Annotated in this window: 19 protein-coding genes; all 19 read left to right on the top strand. The window is 41.0% G+C overall.

All coding sequences use genetic code 11. The features are described from left to right. The first annotated feature begins 28 nt into the window (after positions 1-28). Entirely contained in the window at positions 29-457 is a 429-nt protein-coding gene (locus QMQ21_RS07385; protein WP_023940104.1) for an ArpU family phage packaging/lysis transcriptional regulator, read from the top strand. A gap of 299 nt (positions 458-756) precedes the next feature. Beyond that, a complete protein-coding gene (locus QMQ21_RS07380; protein WP_001028145.1) occupies positions 757-1,299 on the top strand; it encodes a site-specific integrase in 543 nt (180 codons plus the stop codon). 213 nt (positions 1,300-1,512) lie between these two features. Further along, positions 1,513-1,809, top strand: a complete 297-nt coding sequence (locus QMQ21_RS07375) for an HNH endonuclease (protein WP_261814186.1) — start codon at positions 1,513-1,515, stop codon at positions 1,807-1,809. Positions 1,810-1,927: 118 nt separating this feature from the next. Beyond that, the gene (locus QMQ21_RS07370) at positions 1,928-2,266 is read left to right on the top strand and encodes a hypothetical protein (protein ID WP_000393459.1); all 339 of its coding nucleotides are present in this window, start codon (positions 1,928-1,930) and stop codon (positions 2,264-2,266) included. Next, entirely contained in the window at positions 2,263-3,903 is a 1,641-nt protein-coding gene (locus QMQ21_RS07365) for a terminase TerL endonuclease subunit (RefSeq protein WP_023933954.1), read from the top strand. The genes QMQ21_RS07370 and QMQ21_RS07365 overlap by 4 nt, the downstream gene beginning before the upstream one ends. Before the next feature lie 55 nt (positions 3,904-3,958). After that, entirely contained in the window at positions 3,959-5,107 is a 1,149-nt protein-coding gene (locus tag QMQ21_RS07360; protein WP_000506468.1) for a phage portal protein, read from the top strand. After that, the gene (locus QMQ21_RS07355) at positions 5,088-5,810 is read left to right on the top strand and encodes a head maturation protease, ClpP-related (protein ID WP_023933956.1); all 723 of its coding nucleotides are present in this window, start codon (positions 5,088-5,090) and stop codon (positions 5,808-5,810) included. The genes QMQ21_RS07360 and QMQ21_RS07355 overlap by 20 nt, the downstream gene beginning before the upstream one ends. An 18-nt stretch (positions 5,811-5,828) precedes the next feature. Next, positions 5,829-6,944, top strand: coding sequence for a phage major capsid protein (locus QMQ21_RS07350; RefSeq protein WP_023933958.1), 1,116 nt, complete (start codon positions 5,829-5,831; stop codon positions 6,942-6,944). 13 nt (positions 6,945-6,957) lie between these two features. Next, the gene (locus QMQ21_RS07345) at positions 6,958-7,248 is read left to right on the top strand and encodes a hypothetical protein (RefSeq protein ID WP_000401889.1); all 291 of its coding nucleotides are present in this window, start codon (positions 6,958-6,960) and stop codon (positions 7,246-7,248) included. After that, positions 7,241-7,429, top strand: coding sequence for a hypothetical protein (locus tag QMQ21_RS07340; protein WP_000598692.1), 189 nt, complete (start codon positions 7,241-7,243; stop codon positions 7,427-7,429). The genes QMQ21_RS07345 and QMQ21_RS07340 overlap by 8 nt, the downstream gene beginning before the upstream one ends. Beyond that, positions 7,416-7,805, top strand: a complete 390-nt coding sequence (locus QMQ21_RS07335) for a hypothetical protein (RefSeq protein ID WP_000830391.1) — start codon at positions 7,416-7,418, stop codon at positions 7,803-7,805. Before QMQ21_RS07340 ends, QMQ21_RS07335 begins: the two co-directional genes overlap by 14 nt. Then, positions 7,798-8,196 carry a hypothetical protein gene (locus QMQ21_RS07330; protein WP_023937056.1) on the top strand — a complete coding sequence of 133 codons (399 nt, stop codon included), beginning with the start codon at positions 7,798-7,800 and terminating at the stop codon, positions 8,194-8,196. Before QMQ21_RS07335 ends, QMQ21_RS07330 begins: the two co-directional genes overlap by 8 nt. Next, a complete protein-coding gene (locus QMQ21_RS07325) occupies positions 8,196-8,576 on the top strand; it encodes an uS13 family ribosomal protein (RefSeq protein WP_000588569.1) in 381 nt (126 codons plus the stop codon). Before QMQ21_RS07330 ends, QMQ21_RS07325 begins: the two co-directional genes overlap by 1 nt. A gap of 16 nt (positions 8,577-8,592) precedes the next feature. Continuing rightward, a complete protein-coding gene (locus QMQ21_RS07320) occupies positions 8,593-9,189 on the top strand; it encodes a major tail protein (protein ID WP_000216339.1) in 597 nt (198 codons plus the stop codon). Positions 9,190-9,234: 45 nt separating this feature from the next. Then, positions 9,235-9,528: a phage tail assembly chaperone G gene (gpG, locus tag QMQ21_RS07315; protein ID WP_001151571.1), complete on the top strand. Its 294-nt coding sequence runs from the start codon at positions 9,235-9,237 to the stop codon at positions 9,526-9,528. A gap of 248 nt (positions 9,529-9,776) precedes the next feature. After that, on the top strand, positions 9,777-10,007 hold the full coding sequence (locus tag QMQ21_RS07310) for a hypothetical protein (protein ID WP_172922468.1): 231 nt from the start codon (positions 9,777-9,779) through the stop codon (positions 10,005-10,007). Between the two features lie 55 nt (positions 10,008-10,062). Continuing rightward, on the top strand, positions 10,063-14,238 hold the full coding sequence (locus tag QMQ21_RS07305) for a phage tail tape measure protein (protein WP_261814185.1): 4,176 nt from the start codon (positions 10,063-10,065) through the stop codon (positions 14,236-14,238). After that, entirely contained in the window at positions 14,238-14,936 is a 699-nt protein-coding gene (locus QMQ21_RS07300) for an adenylosuccinate synthetase (protein ID WP_000499603.1), read from the top strand. Before QMQ21_RS07305 ends, QMQ21_RS07300 begins: the two co-directional genes overlap by 1 nt. After that, positions 14,933-16,063: phage tail spike protein (locus tag QMQ21_RS07295; protein WP_261814184.1), on the top strand; the 1,131-nt coding region annotated here is incomplete at its 3' end. The genes QMQ21_RS07300 and QMQ21_RS07295, both read left to right, overlap by 4 nt.

The following is a 16,063-nucleotide window of genomic DNA, read 5'->3' as shown; positions in this document are numbered from 1 at the left end:
AACTATTATATCATGAGGAGGAGTTCGTGTGCAAATAGAGTTATTGGATATCATCGATGAAAAGAAAACCAGAAAGGAAGCTATCAAAGTCCTAAAAAAATACAGTCGTCTGAGACGGATTGCTGGAGAAGAATACGCCCCCAAAATAACAATATCCTACTCGCTTGAACCAAAATCATCAAGTGGTCAGACAAGTAAGCAGGTAGAAAGCATGGTCTTGCGTAGAGTATCAGCTCAGCAGGATTTAGAACTAATCGCTAAAGCAATCAACAATCTTTCCGATATGGAATATACACGTATCCTAATCGAACGATATTGCAGGAAGAAAAGGAGGGAAGACTACAGCATCTACTCAGAACTAGGCTACTCATCTAGTGAGTATTATCGGATATTAAACAAAGCTCTATTAGAGTTTGCAGAGTCCTATCAAGCAAGCAACCTTTTGGTTTACAAGTGATTTCTGGGAAAATCTTGGGAAAAATCTGGGAAAATCTTGGGAGAATTGGAACGAAAAAAGGTGCTAAAATAGTATTATCCAATGATTGGGTAACGAACAGTCATGAGGACTCCTAAAAATACAGAGGTTTCGGCCTCTTAGACAGTAAGGACAGGTTAGCAGGTTGTTTGGGTCTCCTTGAAACTTTTACCAAGCGTGCGTTTTACTGCTAGACCAGCTGGTTCAATTCCAGCTACTGTCATATTCAATGCCACGACCAGTGGCTTTTTTTGATTATTTGAAAGGTGGTGATACTTGTTTTGAATATTGTAGAACCAATCAGGGATAAAGATGATATACAGGCTATGAAAGATTATCTGAGAGAATGGAATGAGCGTAATTATATTTTATTTCTTTTTGGTATCAATTCAGGTTTGCGAGTTGGTGACATTTTAAAAATTCGAGTAAAGGATGTTCAAGGTTGGTATATCAAACTGAAAGAACAAAAGACTGGGAAGAAGAAAAAGATTAAAATGACTAAAACTCTCAAACGTGAGGTTAGAGAGTATATACAAAATAAACCTCATCATCATTTTTTATTTCAAAGTAGAGTCGGAAAAAATAAACCACTTGATCGTAGGACTGTGGATTGGATTTTAAAAGTTGCTGCATCTGAGTGTGGTATTGAAAATATAGGAACTCATTCAATGAGGAAGACATTTGGATATCATTATTATAAAAAGACAAAAGATATAGCAATGTTGATGAGTTTGTTTAATCATTCATCACCAGCTATTACCTTAAGATATATAGGTATTCGTCAAGATCAACAGGACAAAGCGATGTCAAATTTTGGATTGTAGTTAACCAATTAGACATAACGAGTCAAACGCTAATTCATTTAGTGGATTACTGTATATCCTTATTGTGTCAGGATTTTTGGCGACTGTTTGAATTAGACAGAATATAAGATATGTCTAATTGAACGCTAGAAAATATAGAGTAACAGCAATTTAAAATAAGTATCTTTAAGATAATTATTGACGAAAGATATAATGAACAAAGAATATTAAACAATGATTGAAGTTTCAACTCGAGAAGAACGAAACCAATTTTACAATTCCAGTGAGTGGAGAACGATAAGAAGGCAAGCACTTAAACGAGATCATTACGAATGTGTATGGTGCAGGAATGAAGGCAAGGTCACGACTACTAATTTAGAAGTTGACCATATCAAGGAGCTAGAGTTCTATCCAGAGTTCGCGCTTGATATCGATAACCTACGAACATTGTGCAAGGCATGTCATAATAAAAGGCATGATCGTTTTGATAAGAATGACAGAAATTTCCGAAAAGATGAATGGTGGGGTTAGGTGAACGAATCTTAAACACCCCCCGGTCAAAAAAATCGGAAATTTTCAAAGATGTCGGTAAGCGGTCTGCACTCGACTGTCCAAATTTTTAACAAAAAATTAAAGGGGGTGGGGGGTAATGGAAGAATACTCGGAAAAAAATATAAAAGAATTAGAAAATCAGCTACTTTCTAAAATTGGCTATTTCAGTCCTAGAAAAAAGGATGCGATTCAGTATGAAAAAGTCAATCGCTATCTTTATCTTGTCCGGCTGCTTTATGAGCTGAAAGCTAAACTTCATGAAGACGGACTGGTCATCACTGTTCACAATGGACAACAAAGATTCCAAAAAGCGAATTCTCTCATCAAGGAAATCAACACAACCAGTAATCAGCTTTTGGCTATTGAGCGGTCGTTTGATTTTGATGTTGAAAATTCTCCTGTCGAGAAAGCTACGTCTGGAAGTGATCTGTTATGATTTCTCATCCGCTGGTTGATGACTACATCAAAATGGCTGAGAATGGAGAAGTTGTTGTCAACAAGGAAAGGAAGTTGCTGTTTAAAATCATCAAGGAGAAAATCTATCCTCGTGATGATTTGTATTTTGATAATGACTTGATTGATAAGTTCATTCGGTTTGCGGAAAAGAATTTTTTCCCTCTGGCTAAGTATCAACTTTTCTTGACACCGTTCATTTTTCTTTTTCGGAAGGTAGACGAGGAACCACACTTTGACGAGTATCTATACACACTTGCTCGTGGGGGTGGTAAGAATGGTTTTATGTCAGCAAGGTCATCGTTTTTTATCAGCCCTATCTACCCTATCAGAGATTACGATGTGACTATCACTGCTAACTCTGAGAAACAGGGTAAGGTTTCGTTTGAGGAAGTTTATGAGACTATCCAAAGGCGTGGTCTTGAGGACCATTTCTATCTGACTAAAATGTCTATCACAGGTCGAGCGAACAACTCGGTCTTTTCTTTTCGGACGAATAATCCGAAGACTATGGACTCTGCTCGTGATGGTTGTCTTGAGTTTGATGAGATTCACCAATTTGAAAATGATAAGGCTGTGAAGGTTCAAAGGTCTGGTCTTGGTAAGATTGCTCATGTCAGGACTTTCTACAACGGTACGAATGGGTATGTGCGCGAGGGGTTCTATGACAAGCTGATAGAGAAGTCTATGCAAATCTTGAATGGAGAGGTTGATGATTTCAGACTCTTCCCTTTTATCTGCAAGCTTGATAGTGCGGATGAGGTGGATGACATGAAGAATTGGCCGAAAGCAAATCCGATGTTGGATGAAAGCACGCCTTACGCTAAGAGGTTGCTTGCTAGAACTAAGGCTGACTATGATGACCTTGAGCTGGAGCCGTCTGGTCGTCAGGAGTTCATGACTAAACGGATGAATCTTCCTGAAGCAGACCTTGAGAAAGATGTGACGACTCGTGAAAGATTACTTGCTTGTTTACGTTCGCCTGGTATTGACTTGTTGGGTAAGTCCTGTGTCGCAGGATTTGACTATGCTAGCATTCGAGATTTTGCGAGTGTTGGTTTGTTGTTTAAGAACGGAGATGAGTTTATCTGGAAACAACATTCATTTGCTCGTAAAGCATTTTTGAAAGCTTTTAAACTTAAAGCTCCTATTCAGGAATGGGCAGATAGAGGCTTATTTACAATTGTGGACGGCCCTAGTATTGACCCTCGTTTATTGGTCGAAAAATTGAATGAATGGAGTAAGTTTTATCAGATTGAGCTTGTATGTGCAGATGGTTTCAGAATGGACTTGTTAAAACCTCTTTTGGAAGAGGCTGGTTTTGAATATGAGTTCTTGAGAAATCCTGGGGCGATTCAATCCAAGGTTGCGCCAATCATCGAAGATGGATTTGCCAATGAACGTTTTGTCTTTGAGAATGATAATTCTATGATTTGGTATACGGATAATACCTACGTCAAAGAGGACAAGGATGGCAATAAGCGTTTCTTGAAGAAAGAGCCCGTCAGAAGAAAGACGGATGGTTTCCATGCCTTGATTGCTGCTCTATACAAACGTGAGCTTGTACATGAGTCGAACGTTGGGGAATTCCTCGATATGTTAGAGGATTGGGAGTTTTAATCTAAGAATAAATTTTGGGTGGTAGGTTGGTAATTGGATAGGAAGGAGGGGAAGCATGGGGTTCTTAAATTTATTTAAGCGTGATGCGCCTGATGTTGGTTTTGATTTTGAAGAGTTGGAACGAATGTTGGGGTGTTTGCAGTTAAAGAGTTTAGCGATTGATAAGTCGGCGGAGTTTGTGGCTCGTATCTTTGCTAAGTCGGAATTTCGGTATATGGTGGAGAATCATCATGTGACGTCAGACTGGGATTATATTTTAAATGTGCGTCCCAATAAGAATGAGTCGGCCTCGGAGTTCTGGCAGAAGGTCATTTATCGCTTATTGACGAAAAACGAAGTACTCATTGTTTTGTCTGATGATAAGCAGTTACTGGTAGCTGATGCTTTTACTCGTAGGCGTTATGCTCTGTATGATGACACCTTTGAGATGGTGTCTGTCGGGGATTATACATTTCAGAGGAAGTTTGCTATGAGTGATGTCATCTTTCTTCAGTATAATAACAATCGCTTGCAAGAATATGTATCTGACTTGTTTTCTGATTATGAAAAACTACATACTCGTCTGGTGGAAGCCTTAGCTAGAAATAATCAGATCCGTGGGGTTCTGGCTACAAAAGCGAATGGAACTTTTGATGAGGATAAGAGAAAGAAACTGCAGAGATATGCGGACAATCTTTTTAAGTCCTTTACGTCTAAGACGGTTGCCATTGTACCGACAATGGATGGTGTGGAGTATTCGGAGTTGACCAATACGGTAGGAACTACAAATCTATCAGTTGAAGAGTTGAAGAAACTGAGACGTCAATTTGATGACGAGGTTGCAGATATATTAGGTTTGCCGACGGCTTTGATGCATGGAGATATGGCTGATTTGTCTAATAGCCAGAAGATGTTTAACAGTTATTGTTATGAATCGCTGGTTAAAAAAGTGGGTGACGCTCTAAACCATGCTATGGTGAGTTCGGCTGGATACGCTAATCAGAAAAAATTTGTGATTTTTGGTGAGGGGGGACTGGATAAGTTTGCTCTGGCTGAGAACATAGATAAACTCATCTCATCTGGGGCTATGACTCGAAATGAGGTGAGATTGGAACTTGGTCTTGAGGCTGTTCCTGGTGGGGATTCTTTCCTTATCACTAAGAACTATCAGGGTGAAAACGAAATAGAGAAAGGAGGAAATGAGGATGACAATCATTCAGATTAAGGGAGCGATTGTATCCAATGATGACCGCTGGTTTTATGATTGGATAGACATGGATGCAACTGCTCCTAAGGATATTGTATTGCCGACGACGGGAGAAGATGTGGAGGTGCACATCAATTCTGGTGGTGGTGATGTGTATGCTGGTAGTGAAATCTATACAGCATTGCGTGCTTATCAGGGGCATGTGACGGTGAAAATCGTGGGGATTGCTGCTAGTGCTGCGAGTGTTATCGCTATGGCTGGTGATCAGGTGGAAATTAGTCCTACAGCGCAAATCATGATCCATAATGTATCTGCTGGTGTACGTGGTGACCATAAGGCGCTCTTGCATGAGGCTGGTGTGTTAGAAGGGTTTAATAAGTCCATCGCATATGCCTATATTGATAAGACTGGTAAGGCATTAGATGATTTACTGGATCTAATGGAGGGTGAAACGTGGTTTGATGCTCGTTCTGCTGTTAATCATGGCTTCGCAGATAAGGTCATGTTTGAAAGTCAGGAAGCTCCTGTCTTGGTAGCTAGTCAGACACCTGTGATTCCTCGTGATTTTATCGAAAAAATCCGATCTGCGATGACCCCAGATGTGGAGTTATTGGCGGACTTGGTTCGTGATAGGTTGAATAACAGTTTACCTATCCCAGAAGATAAGAAAAAAGAAGACAAGACGGCTGAACCTGTGGGGTTGGGTCGTTTCCCATTTTAAGAAAGGAAATAAAAAACAATGATGAAACTTGGTAATGAATTTACAACTGCTCGTCAGAACTTTATGAATGCAGTAGAAACTGGTGCTCCTATGGAAGAGCAAAATAAGCTCTATAACGAGATGATTGAGGCATTGACAGATAAGTTGCAAGATGATGCTCGAGAAGCTGCTCGTAAAGAAATCGCAACTATGAATCCATACGATGCGCACTTGACTGCTGAAGCTCGCGAATTTTTCAACAACATTGAGAAACTTCCTCCCAAAGGAATTGAGAAATTGTTCCCTCAGGAAACAATTGACCGGATTTTTGAGGATATGGTGGCAGCCCGTCCACTTCTTCAACACATCGGCTTGCGTAATGCTGGTATTCGTTTGAAATTCCTCAAGTCTAGTCGTACAGGTCAAGCGGTTTGGGGTAAAATCAATGCTGAAATTCAAGGACAATTGAAACAAGAATTTGCTGAAGAAGAAGCGATTCAGTCTAAATTGACTGCTTTTGTTGTAATCCCTAAAGACTCTGAAAAGTTTGGTCCTGCTTGGCTACAGTCTTACGTATCCATTCAAATTACAGAGGCCTTTGCAGCTGCTCTTGAAGCTGGTTATTTAAATGGTGATGGGGACAACAAGCCTATCGGGTTGTCTCGTACTCTTACAGGGACTGCAGAAAGTGAAAAAGTAACTTATGCTGAGAAACAAGCTCAGAAAAAACCATTGACTTTCGCAGACTCTGCTACCGTGGTAAAAGAGTTGACGGAGGTTTATAAATACCATTCTACAAAAGCTGACAATACCACTCCTGTTGCAGTAGAAGGTAATTTGGTTATGGTAGTGAACCCTGTAGATGCCTGGGATGTGAAGAAGCAATATACGTCTCTCAATGCTCAGGGTGTATATGTAACAGCTATGCCTTATAACCTCATCTTGGTTGAGTCGGTTGCTCAAGCGTCTGGTAAGGTGACTACATTTGTCAAAGGTCGCTACGATGCCTTTGTAGGTGGGGGGATTGAATTTGGACGATTTACCGAAACCTATGCTTTAGAAGACTTGAATCTCTACACTGCTAAGCAATTTGCTTATGGTAAAGCGCATGATGAAAAGACTGCTGCTGTGTGGACACTGAGTATTGCAAAATAAAAGGTGACGAAGGATGGAGATTGAAGCTAAACTTCATTCCCTCCTTATTCCTTTTAAGGAGCGGATGAGAATTTTTCATAGCGGAGAAGATGCGAATCTCTCACGGATGTTAGAAAGTTCTCAAATGGTTATTACCCGCTTGGTAGGAAGTGGGAATATACACGATCATCAAATAAGGGAACTTATCTTAGAACGTGCTCGCTATGTCTATAATGACCAAGTTGAATTTTTTTACGAAAATTTCAAAGCGGATATTTTAGCATTATCGTTAGATAAGATAGAAATGGAGGATAGTGATGATTAAGGTATTAAAAGAGTTTTATGACCTCAAGGAGGGAGTCCTTAGGAAAGTCGGAGAAAGGTTTGAAGCGACAGAAGAACGATTTGCTGAGCTAAAGGAACATTTACCTGACTATGTCGAGTTGGAAAAGTCGTCCAGAAGTCGTAGCTCTAAGGAAGTAGTGAGTGTAAATGAAGAGGAGTGAGGGACCAAGCTATCGTTACAAAAAGCCTGAGTCTCAAAATGGAGACCTGAGAACTCCCCTGACTTTCTATACCTCTAAAATAAAAAAAGGGGTTGATGGTCGTGATGTGAGTTACGAGAAGGCTTTTTATACGATGGGGCAAACTTATTCTCCAAGTATGAAAGACGTTGAGATTGCAACTGGAAAAGCGATGAAAGCTAAGATGACTTTGAAGATTCGTGACCCTCTGACAGATTATCAGCCTGAAAATCGGCATTTTGTCGAAGTGGGGGATATCCGTCTAGTTGGTAAGAAATGGCAAATCATTGATGTCCGTCCTGATTTTGCTAATCGGGATTTTTTGATTGTCCTTATCGGAGGTGGTCGTGATGTCTAGTGGAGCTAATCTAAAAGGATTTGATGATATTTTGAGGAATATTGAGGCTCGACTAGGAGAGCCGGTAGTTCGTAGAAAGGTCAACAGAGCCTTGAAGGAGACGGTTGAGGAGTTTGAGCCAACTTTCAAACGGGCTATGGCGGTGTACGCTGACACTGGGAAGACGGTTGGTGCGGTCGTTCATGGGAATGTGACTGGTACATCCAGCGGAGTTCCAATGGTTAAATTAGGTTTTAAAAGTCCTCGTTGGACTCTTATTCACTTAAATGAATTTGGCTATGCAAAGAATGGGCATCCTCGTGGTTTCGGAGTCATGCGCCGCTTTTTTGAAGCGAGTAAGCCGGTCTTTAAGTCTAAAGTCGGCATGAAGTTAAAACAGGAGTTTTTGTAATGATTAAAGACAAATTAACTGAACTCTACGATGCTTTGGAAGAGGATGAGTCTTTATCTGGTATTAGTATCAAGTCTTTTGAGCGTCCTGAGAGCTTGGGAGATGGTGAGACCAGTATTGTCATTATCCCTGTAGGGCCTCCAATGCAGACGGCTCACGGTAGTAATACTAGTTTGGCTAAGACTTTTCTCTATCAAATCAATGTAGAGTCTACTAATCGAGTGGAGTGTAAAGAACTCCAAGGAAGAATTGAAAAAATAATGGAAGAACAGGGATTTTATCAGACTGAAGGTGGTTTGGAACAATGGATTCCTGATATTAAGCGCTATGTAGACGTTCGGACTTATCGTGGTATGAGCGCTCTATATGAGAAATACTAGAAAGAAGGAAAAAGAAATGACAGTAAAAGGAACTGCACTTATCGGACTTAAATCAGTCACCATTCGTGTGCATGATGGACAGACTCCAACGGTTGGACAGAACCTCTTCACGCTAGAAGGTAAAGATAATGAAGGGGCTACACAGACCGCTAGAGTAACTGGATTATCTAGTGACCCTGTAAAGACTTATGGTAGTAATGTGGCTTATCACGTCTCCAATCGAGGAGTCGGTGATGTTAAGGTAGAGATGGGCTTGCTTGATGTCCCATTAGCTTTATATACGAATGCTTTGGGGTATGGCGATGATGATGGTATCTATTACTTCGGTGCAGACACAGTTGCCAAGAATGTTTCCATTCTCATTGAAAGTAATACTGCTGATGGGGAACCTGTTTACTATGGTTTTTATAAAGGTCAGCTTTCTATGGATGCTATTGATTTTGAAACGCTCAAGGATAAGGCGAATGAGTTAGCTACTACTAGTGTGAATTTCACTGCGACAGCTAGTTCAGACGTTGCAACTAAGGGGCGTTATGGTGCTATTGTTTATGGTTCAGATGCTGAAAAGTTGAAGAAATTGAAAGGTCAACTAAACATAACCGCTGCGGGGTAGAAGGAGGGCGAAAGCTCTCTTTTACTTTTTTAGAAAGGAAAGTATATGGCTAAGGTTCAATTTACAATTAAAAATGACAAGGGAGAAGATGTCCTAAAAAAGAGCAAAGAAATCACAACTCGTGATTATCGTGACTATTTGGTCATGAACGAATCCTTGACAAGTGATTTATCTGAGGTAGAGAAGCTTGATAAGCAGTTGGGATTTATTGCTAGTTTGTTTGATGATGTGACAGTAGAACAATTACTAGAATACACAGATTTTGCGAAAGTGATTTCTATTTTTACAGCAATTTATGCTCATCTGGTAGGTGATGTAGACCCAAAGGAAAAGAGCTAGCACCTGGGCAAGCGATCAAACGTTTTTATGGTTTTGTCAAGCAAGTTACAGAGGGTCCTTATGGAATGAGTATTCGTGATGTGATGGATACGAGTTGGGAGGACTTGATGGGGGTCTTGGGAAGTCTGGAAACGAGTGAACAAGAAGAAGTGCTTGACTTGGCAGATTTTTTAGAAAGTCTCTAGGTCAAGACTTTACAAATCAAAGGCTTAGGAATATAATAGAGATATGTAAGGGAGGTGGAAGAAATGTCTCGAAAAGAAAAAGCATGTAGAAGATATTGGTTTTGGTTTACCATTTTTATCCTTTATCTTGCTTTTGGCTTGTATTGTATTTGTACAAATTTTGTAGATATCTTTGGTATGCTCTTGCTATCACCCTTTATCTTTGCTTCCTTGCCACTCTATGCTTATCTATATCTTGGTATGTTTATCTGGTCTTTTATGAGCCTGGCGATGGATGATTTTTATAAAGAATGATGAAAAGTCCGTGAGGGCTTTTTCTTTGCTCTGAGGAGTTAGGAAGGAGAACAAGATGGCAAGCGGTACGCCGTTAGGTCAGATGTATATTGAGCTAGGGTTGGACGTGTCAAAGTTCAGTCCTACTCTAACTGGTGCAAAAAACGCTGTAAAGTACTTTCAAAATAATGTCCGTTCTTTGGATAGTACTTTAAAGGGGAATGAAAAAAACGCTAGCTTACTTCAAGCGAAATACAAGACTTTGGGACAAGCTATTGATTCACAACGTAAAGTTTTGGATGAGATGAAGAAAAGTTTTGACAAACTTGATCCTGGGACAGCTAAGTTTGACAAGGCTGCTGCTGATATTCAGCGTGAGAATGCTAAGTTGGCAGTAATGGAAGGTCAGCTACGCGGTGTTGAAAAAGCTTTGCAAGATGTGGGGCGTGAAAATAGTTGGTCTGGTAAGATGGATGCCTGGAGTGAAAAATTTGCAAAAGGTGGAGAAAAATTGCGGGCTATGGGCGATGCAATGAAGCCTGTATCTGCTGCTTTATTAGCTGGTTTTACGCTTTCTACTAAGAAGGCGATTGACTTTGAGAGTCAGATGAATACAACTAAATCTCTGTTAGCAGATACTATTCCAACAGCGGATGAACTGAATAGTACCACACAAAAGCTGGGGGAAAGTTCAAAAAATTGGGCGAAGCAGTATGGGATTTCTACTGCATCTATCAATGAAGGGATGCAAGAAATTATCAAGAAAGGTTTTGATGCCAATCAAACAATCGAAGCCATGCCTGCTATCCTAGACGCTGCAAAGGCGTCTGGTGAGGACTTCAATACGGTTATGAACGCCACTACGAATATTTTGCAACAATTTGGGCTATCTACTCAGGATACAGAGCGAGTAACCAATAGCTTAACCTTTGTCGCCAATAAAACGGCTGCTGGTTTTGCTGATATGGGGGCTGCAATGGAGTATGTTGGTCCCGTTGCTAAAAACGTTGGTATGAACTTGGAAGAGACTGCCGCTGCTGTTGGTCTTTTGTCCAACAATGGTATTGCTGGTGAAAAGGCTGGTACGGCTCTGCGTGGAGCTTTAACAAGGCTACTGAAACCATCAGAGCAAAATGCAAATGCAATGGAGAAGCTTGGTTTTTCTGCAGAAGAATTTCGTAGCGGCGCGATTAAGCTACCTGATATTTTGGATCGTATCAAAAAGAATACGGAAGGGATGACAGATGCTCAGAAATCGGCCTTGATTGCTACAGCCTTTGGTACAGAAGCTCAGACAGCGATGAATATCTTGGTTGACCAAGGTGGAGATGCGTTGCGTAATCTTGCTAACGAAACCAAGGGGGCGACAACTTATACCAAGGATTTAGCAAATGAATTATCTAAGTCTTCTAAAAATGGTGTGGAACGTTTTAAATCTAGTTTAGAAGTTTTACAGATTAACATTGGTCAGAAATTATTACCATTACTAACTCCTGTGATTGATAAGGTGAACCAATTTATCGACTGGCTAAGTAAGGCTCCTCCAGCCGTACAGAGCTTGGCGGTTGGTATTGGTGGTTTTTTGGCTCTGGGCTACCCTTTCTTGAACTTTCTAGGCAATGGGGCGACGGCTCTTAGTATTTTGATAAAACATGCCGGTAAATTAGAAGGACTATTAAAGGGCGGTCTCGGTCTTGCTAAATTGACAGAGCGTGCTGGTAAATTAAAAGGACTTTTACAAGGTGGTCTCGGTCTTGCTAAGGTAGGAAGCGAAGCTACTGTTTTAGCGGAAGGAGCTGGCGCTGCTGCATCTAGTTCTAGTCTCTTGTCTGGAGCCATTGGGGCTTTGACAAATCCTATTGGTTTGCTGGTGGGTGGTGCTGCTTTACTAGCTGGAGGATTGGTCTATCTAGGACATAAGAAAGACGAGGCTCGCATTAAGGCGGAGGAATTTGGGTCTCAGTTGAGTGATACTGCAAGGAAAGAGTTAAGAGATTTCCAAAGTAAGGTAGATGATACCAGTACAGCAGTAGCCAACTTTGGAACCCACGCTGGCGATGCTGAAAAAGTTTCTGAAGCTTTTCGAAAACTTCATGAAGAGGTAGCAGCAGGTGCTGAAAAAGCTAATCAACGTATGGAAGAATTAGCTAAAAAGTTGGGGTTTAGCGATGAAGAAATCGCTAAAATGAAAGTAAAAAATGACCAAGTTGTTTCAAATACCGATGCAATGGCTAATCAGGTCAGTGAAATCTACAAACGTCATAATGGAGACGCTAGCAAGTTTTCTCAAGAAGAAAAAGAAATCGTCTTAAACAACCAAAGAGAGATGATCAAAGCTAGAATCGAAATGATGGAATTATCTGGCGAACAACAAAAGGCTGCGCTTCAGGCTCTGAATGGAGAGATTGGTAGTTTAAATGAAACGCAATTAAAGCACACAAGAGATGTTTTGAAGAAGGCTCTGGATGAAGAAAATCAGTTATACAAAACCTCAAAAGATGGATTGAAACAACTCTTAGATGCCAAACGTATCGATCAAGAAACTTACAATAAAAAAATTCAAGAACTTGAAACAAACCACCAGCAAACCATGGAAGCCTTAGGTACTAAGTATTACCAGGTTATGCAAAACCTTGACGCTAAGGTAAAAGCTCGAACTGGACAAAGCTGGAACTACTGGGAAGAAGCTAAAAAGGTTCTGGAAGAATATGGTTTGTCTTATGAAGTAATCGGTCAAAAGGCAGCAGAAGCTTCTCAAAAAATGGGTGATTCCCATAGCATTCTTGCTAAGTATACTAGTGATATGAGCAAGGAAACGAGAGAAGCGAATGATGCTTGGTCTTTGCTCGTCGGAAACATTGATGAAAACAACAATTTTGTCATTAAATCAAACGTAAAAGAAGTGATTGGGGAAGCGACTAAATCTGCTGAGGGTTGGGAGCAATTGCAATTTATTGTTAAAAATGCGAATATCAACTCAAATGTTCGGGTAACGATTGCTGAAGCTCTCGTTGAGTCTGGTAAGTGGTCAACTATGACACTGGAAGAAAAACAGTTGATTGTCCAAAATCAAGCAGGACTGCAAGCTATCTTTGATAGTGAAAACCATCTTAGAATCTGGAACAGTATGCCTGCTGAAGTCAAGCAACTGCTTTTGGAAAATACAGATGTGATGAATAAGGCTGAGGAGGCTTCCAAAGCGCTCTATAACTATGATGCCTTGACTCCTAAGCAGAAAGAGTTGCTGGCTACGGATGAGAATTTCAGAAAGGCTGTTGCGCGTTCGACTGACACGCTAACGACTTGGAATGCGATTACTCCATTCACAAAAGATTTGAAACTAGATCCTACAAATGTTTTGAACAACGGGCAATTGTCAATCGATAAAATCATGGCTTGGAATCTATCTAATCCAGAGAATAAGTCATTAAATGCTATTGACAATACTAGTGAAGCAGTTGCTAGTGCAAAAGCGAGTGTGAACTCTCCGAAACAGGAAAAACCAATTGATTTACTTGCGAAAGATCAGACTGCAGGCGTTAGAAATGAGACGAGTGCGGCTATTAATGCGATTAAGCAACATAATCCAGTAGATATCCTTGCTAAAAATAGCACTTCCAGTACTGTCAGCGAGGTCAAAAGCGTCGTTAATAGCATTCAAGACAAAACGGTTACAATCAACGCTCAAGATAATGCGTCTGGCGTGCTTGCAGGCATTAGGACTTGGATTACTAGGGTAACTGGTGATTTCTTTACCAATGTTTTTGCTAGTCGGCATGCCCACGGTACCAACTATCACCCTGGTGGTCTTGCTATGGTCAATGACCAACGCAATAGTACCTACAAGGAATTGGTTACTCTTCCAGATGGTAGGAGCTTCATTCCTGAGGGGAGGGATGTTCTTCTTCCTCTTCCTAAAGGGGCTAAAGTTTTGCGGGCGGATAAGACCAAACGCTTGATGCGTGAGATGGGGGTTCCTAAATATGCTGCAGGAGTTGGCATTCCGAGTGATGCTAAATTCCTTCGTGAGATGGAAGAAGCACAAGCTAAAATAGTGGTGCAAACAAAAGGAGATACAAATAGTAAAGACAGCGATAAAGTCGTGTCTGAGATAGCGATTCTGAGAGCAAGTATGGAGAAGATCCTTACTGCTATCCTTGAAAAGCCGTCAGATACTTACCTGGACGCTGATAAAATTTCAATGAGCGTCTACCAACGTCAAGGTGCGATTTACGCTAGGGAGGGAATGTAATGTTTTATATGATTATCAATGGTTTTAACACATCAACTATCCCTCACTGCGTGGTGACGGATTTTGGTCAGGTGGAGGCTGCTAAGCCTAGGGTGGCTGAAGATGCTAACCTCTACGGAGCCAACGGAAGTTATCGAGTGCTGGATGGTGGCTATGAGAGTTATGAACGGACTTTTTCGTTCTATATTCCTAAGTTACTGGATGTTTCGACTATCGTGGAGAAATTTCAGCCTAAGGACAATGTGCTGGAGTTTAGCTACCAGTTGGGTTCTGTCTTTTATGCGGATTTTATTGGTGCAACCTATAGCCCTCATGGGATGCATGCCTGGAAGCTAGAGCTTAAGCTGAGTATGCAACCGTTCCGCTATCAGAAAAATCTTGCTCCTCTTATTTTTACCGCAAGCGGTAATGTCAACAATCCAGGCTCTGTCTATAGTGAGCCTGTGATTGAGATTGAGGGGGACGGAGATATTTCTTTGACTATCGGACGGACAACCATGCACTTGACCATTAGACGAAAAGTGACCATTGATTGTAGGCATAAGAAGCAGAATATCTACAACGCAGATGGTGTGGTTCAAAATACGCTACGAAAGCGTGGAGGCTTCTTTGAATTGGCTGTTGGCAATAACGGTCTGGTCTTTACTGGTGCGGTTCGTAAGGTCACAGTTCGGCCGAATTGGAGGTATATTTTATGATTTATCTTACAGAGGGAAATAGGCCTTTAAACGAGTCCTACAATGATGAAATTGTCCATTTGGGGAACAATACCTATCAACTGACCTTTCGTTTTCCTACATCGGATCCCAAGTGGGAATTGCTGAAAGAGGAAACTTTTCTGACTGCAGATGACCTGCATGGTGAGCAGGATTTTTATATTTTTGAGGTTGAAAAGCAACAAGGATATATTCAAGTCTATGCCAATCAGGTTATCAGTTTGTTAAATAATTACATCGTTAGCTCTATCGAGGTTGACCGTGTCAGTGGGACAAGGGTGTTGAGTGCTTTTGCTGGTAGTATTACCAGAGCCAATCCTTTTTCTTTCTTCTCTGATATTGATGATAGGCATACGCTCAATATCAAGGACAAGAATGCCATGGAGGTCTTGGCCAAAGACAAGCATTCTATCCTAGGTCAGTGGGGCGGAGATATGGTGCGAAACGGTTACAACTTACGCTTGCTGAAGAATGGCGGTTCTGAAAATGAATCGCTTTTTATGTACAAGAAAAACTTGTCCAGCTACCAGCATAAGACCTCAATGAAGTCTTTAAAAACTCGGATAACCTTTAAAACGACTGTTAAGGGCGAGGGAGAAAATGCGGTTGACCATGATTATATGGTGGTGATTGACAGCCCCTTACTTGGGAACTACAGCCAAATCTATGAAGATGTCGTGGAGGTCAATGACCAAGACGTGACAGATGAGGCTAGCTTGATTGCATATGGTAAGCAGTATTTTCGGACAAGTATGTGCGACATGCTAGAAGATAACCTTGAAATCTCGGTTGTCGGTCAGAGTGATGTTGCGGTGCAGATGTTTGATGTGGTCAGTATCTACCATGAGTGGTACGGTCTTGATGTTCGTAAGAAAATCACCAAATATACCTATTCGCCAATGGCAAAACGCCTAAAATCAATAGGTTTTGGGACCTTCCAGTCCAGTCTTGCAAATGCGATCGGTGGGATTGTAAATGATGCCGTTTTGAATGAAAGCCGAAATCTGCATCAGATTTTTGAAGAACGTTTGAAAAAGGAAATCGCCAACGCTGACCGTGCTTTTGACGCTGAATTTACTAAGCGTGAGAAAGCTATTACGGATGCCATC

It is taken from the genome of Streptococcus bouchesdurhonensis (assembly GCF_948472335.1).
This window is presented reverse-complemented; position numbering and strand designations above follow the sequence as displayed.

Coding starts and splice junctions, on each gene's coding strand:
- QMQ21_RS07365 (WP_023933954.1), top strand. CDS start 2,263: ATGATTTCTCATCCGCTGGTTGATGACTACATCAAAATGGCTGAGAAT.
- QMQ21_RS07300 (WP_000499603.1), top strand. CDS start 14,238: ATGTTTTATATGATTATCAATGGTTTTAACACATCAACTATCCCTCAC.
- QMQ21_RS07310 (WP_172922468.1), top strand. CDS start 9,777: ATGTCTCGAAAAGAAAAAGCATGTAGAAGATATTGGTTTTGGTTTACC.
- QMQ21_RS07335 (WP_000830391.1), top strand. CDS start 7,416: ATGAAGAGGAGTGAGGGACCAAGCTATCGTTACAAAAAGCCTGAGTCT.
- QMQ21_RS07355 (WP_023933956.1), top strand. CDS start 5,088: ATGACAATCATTCAGATTAAGGGAGCGATTGTATCCAATGATGACCGC.
- QMQ21_RS07340 (WP_000598692.1), top strand. CDS start 7,241: ATGATTAAGGTATTAAAAGAGTTTTATGACCTCAAGGAGGGAGTCCTT.
- QMQ21_RS07320 (WP_000216339.1), top strand. CDS start 8,593: ATGACAGTAAAAGGAACTGCACTTATCGGACTTAAATCAGTCACCATT.
- QMQ21_RS07305 (WP_261814185.1), top strand. CDS start 10,063: ATGGCAAGCGGTACGCCGTTAGGTCAGATGTATATTGAGCTAGGGTTG.
- QMQ21_RS07375 (WP_261814186.1), top strand. CDS start 1,513: ATGATTGAAGTTTCAACTCGAGAAGAACGAAACCAATTTTACAATTCC.
- QMQ21_RS07345 (WP_000401889.1), top strand. CDS start 6,958: ATGGAGATTGAAGCTAAACTTCATTCCCTCCTTATTCCTTTTAAGGAG.
- QMQ21_RS07370 (WP_000393459.1), top strand. CDS start 1,928: ATGGAAGAATACTCGGAAAAAAATATAAAAGAATTAGAAAATCAGCTA.
- QMQ21_RS07350 (WP_023933958.1), top strand. CDS start 5,829: ATGATGAAACTTGGTAATGAATTTACAACTGCTCGTCAGAACTTTATG.
- QMQ21_RS07360 (WP_000506468.1), top strand. CDS start 3,959: ATGGGGTTCTTAAATTTATTTAAGCGTGATGCGCCTGATGTTGGTTTT.
- QMQ21_RS07330 (WP_023937056.1), top strand. CDS start 7,798: ATGTCTAGTGGAGCTAATCTAAAAGGATTTGATGATATTTTGAGGAAT.
- gpG (WP_001151571.1), top strand. CDS start 9,235: ATGGCTAAGGTTCAATTTACAATTAAAAATGACAAGGGAGAAGATGTC.
- QMQ21_RS07325 (WP_000588569.1), top strand. CDS start 8,196: ATGATTAAAGACAAATTAACTGAACTCTACGATGCTTTGGAAGAGGAT.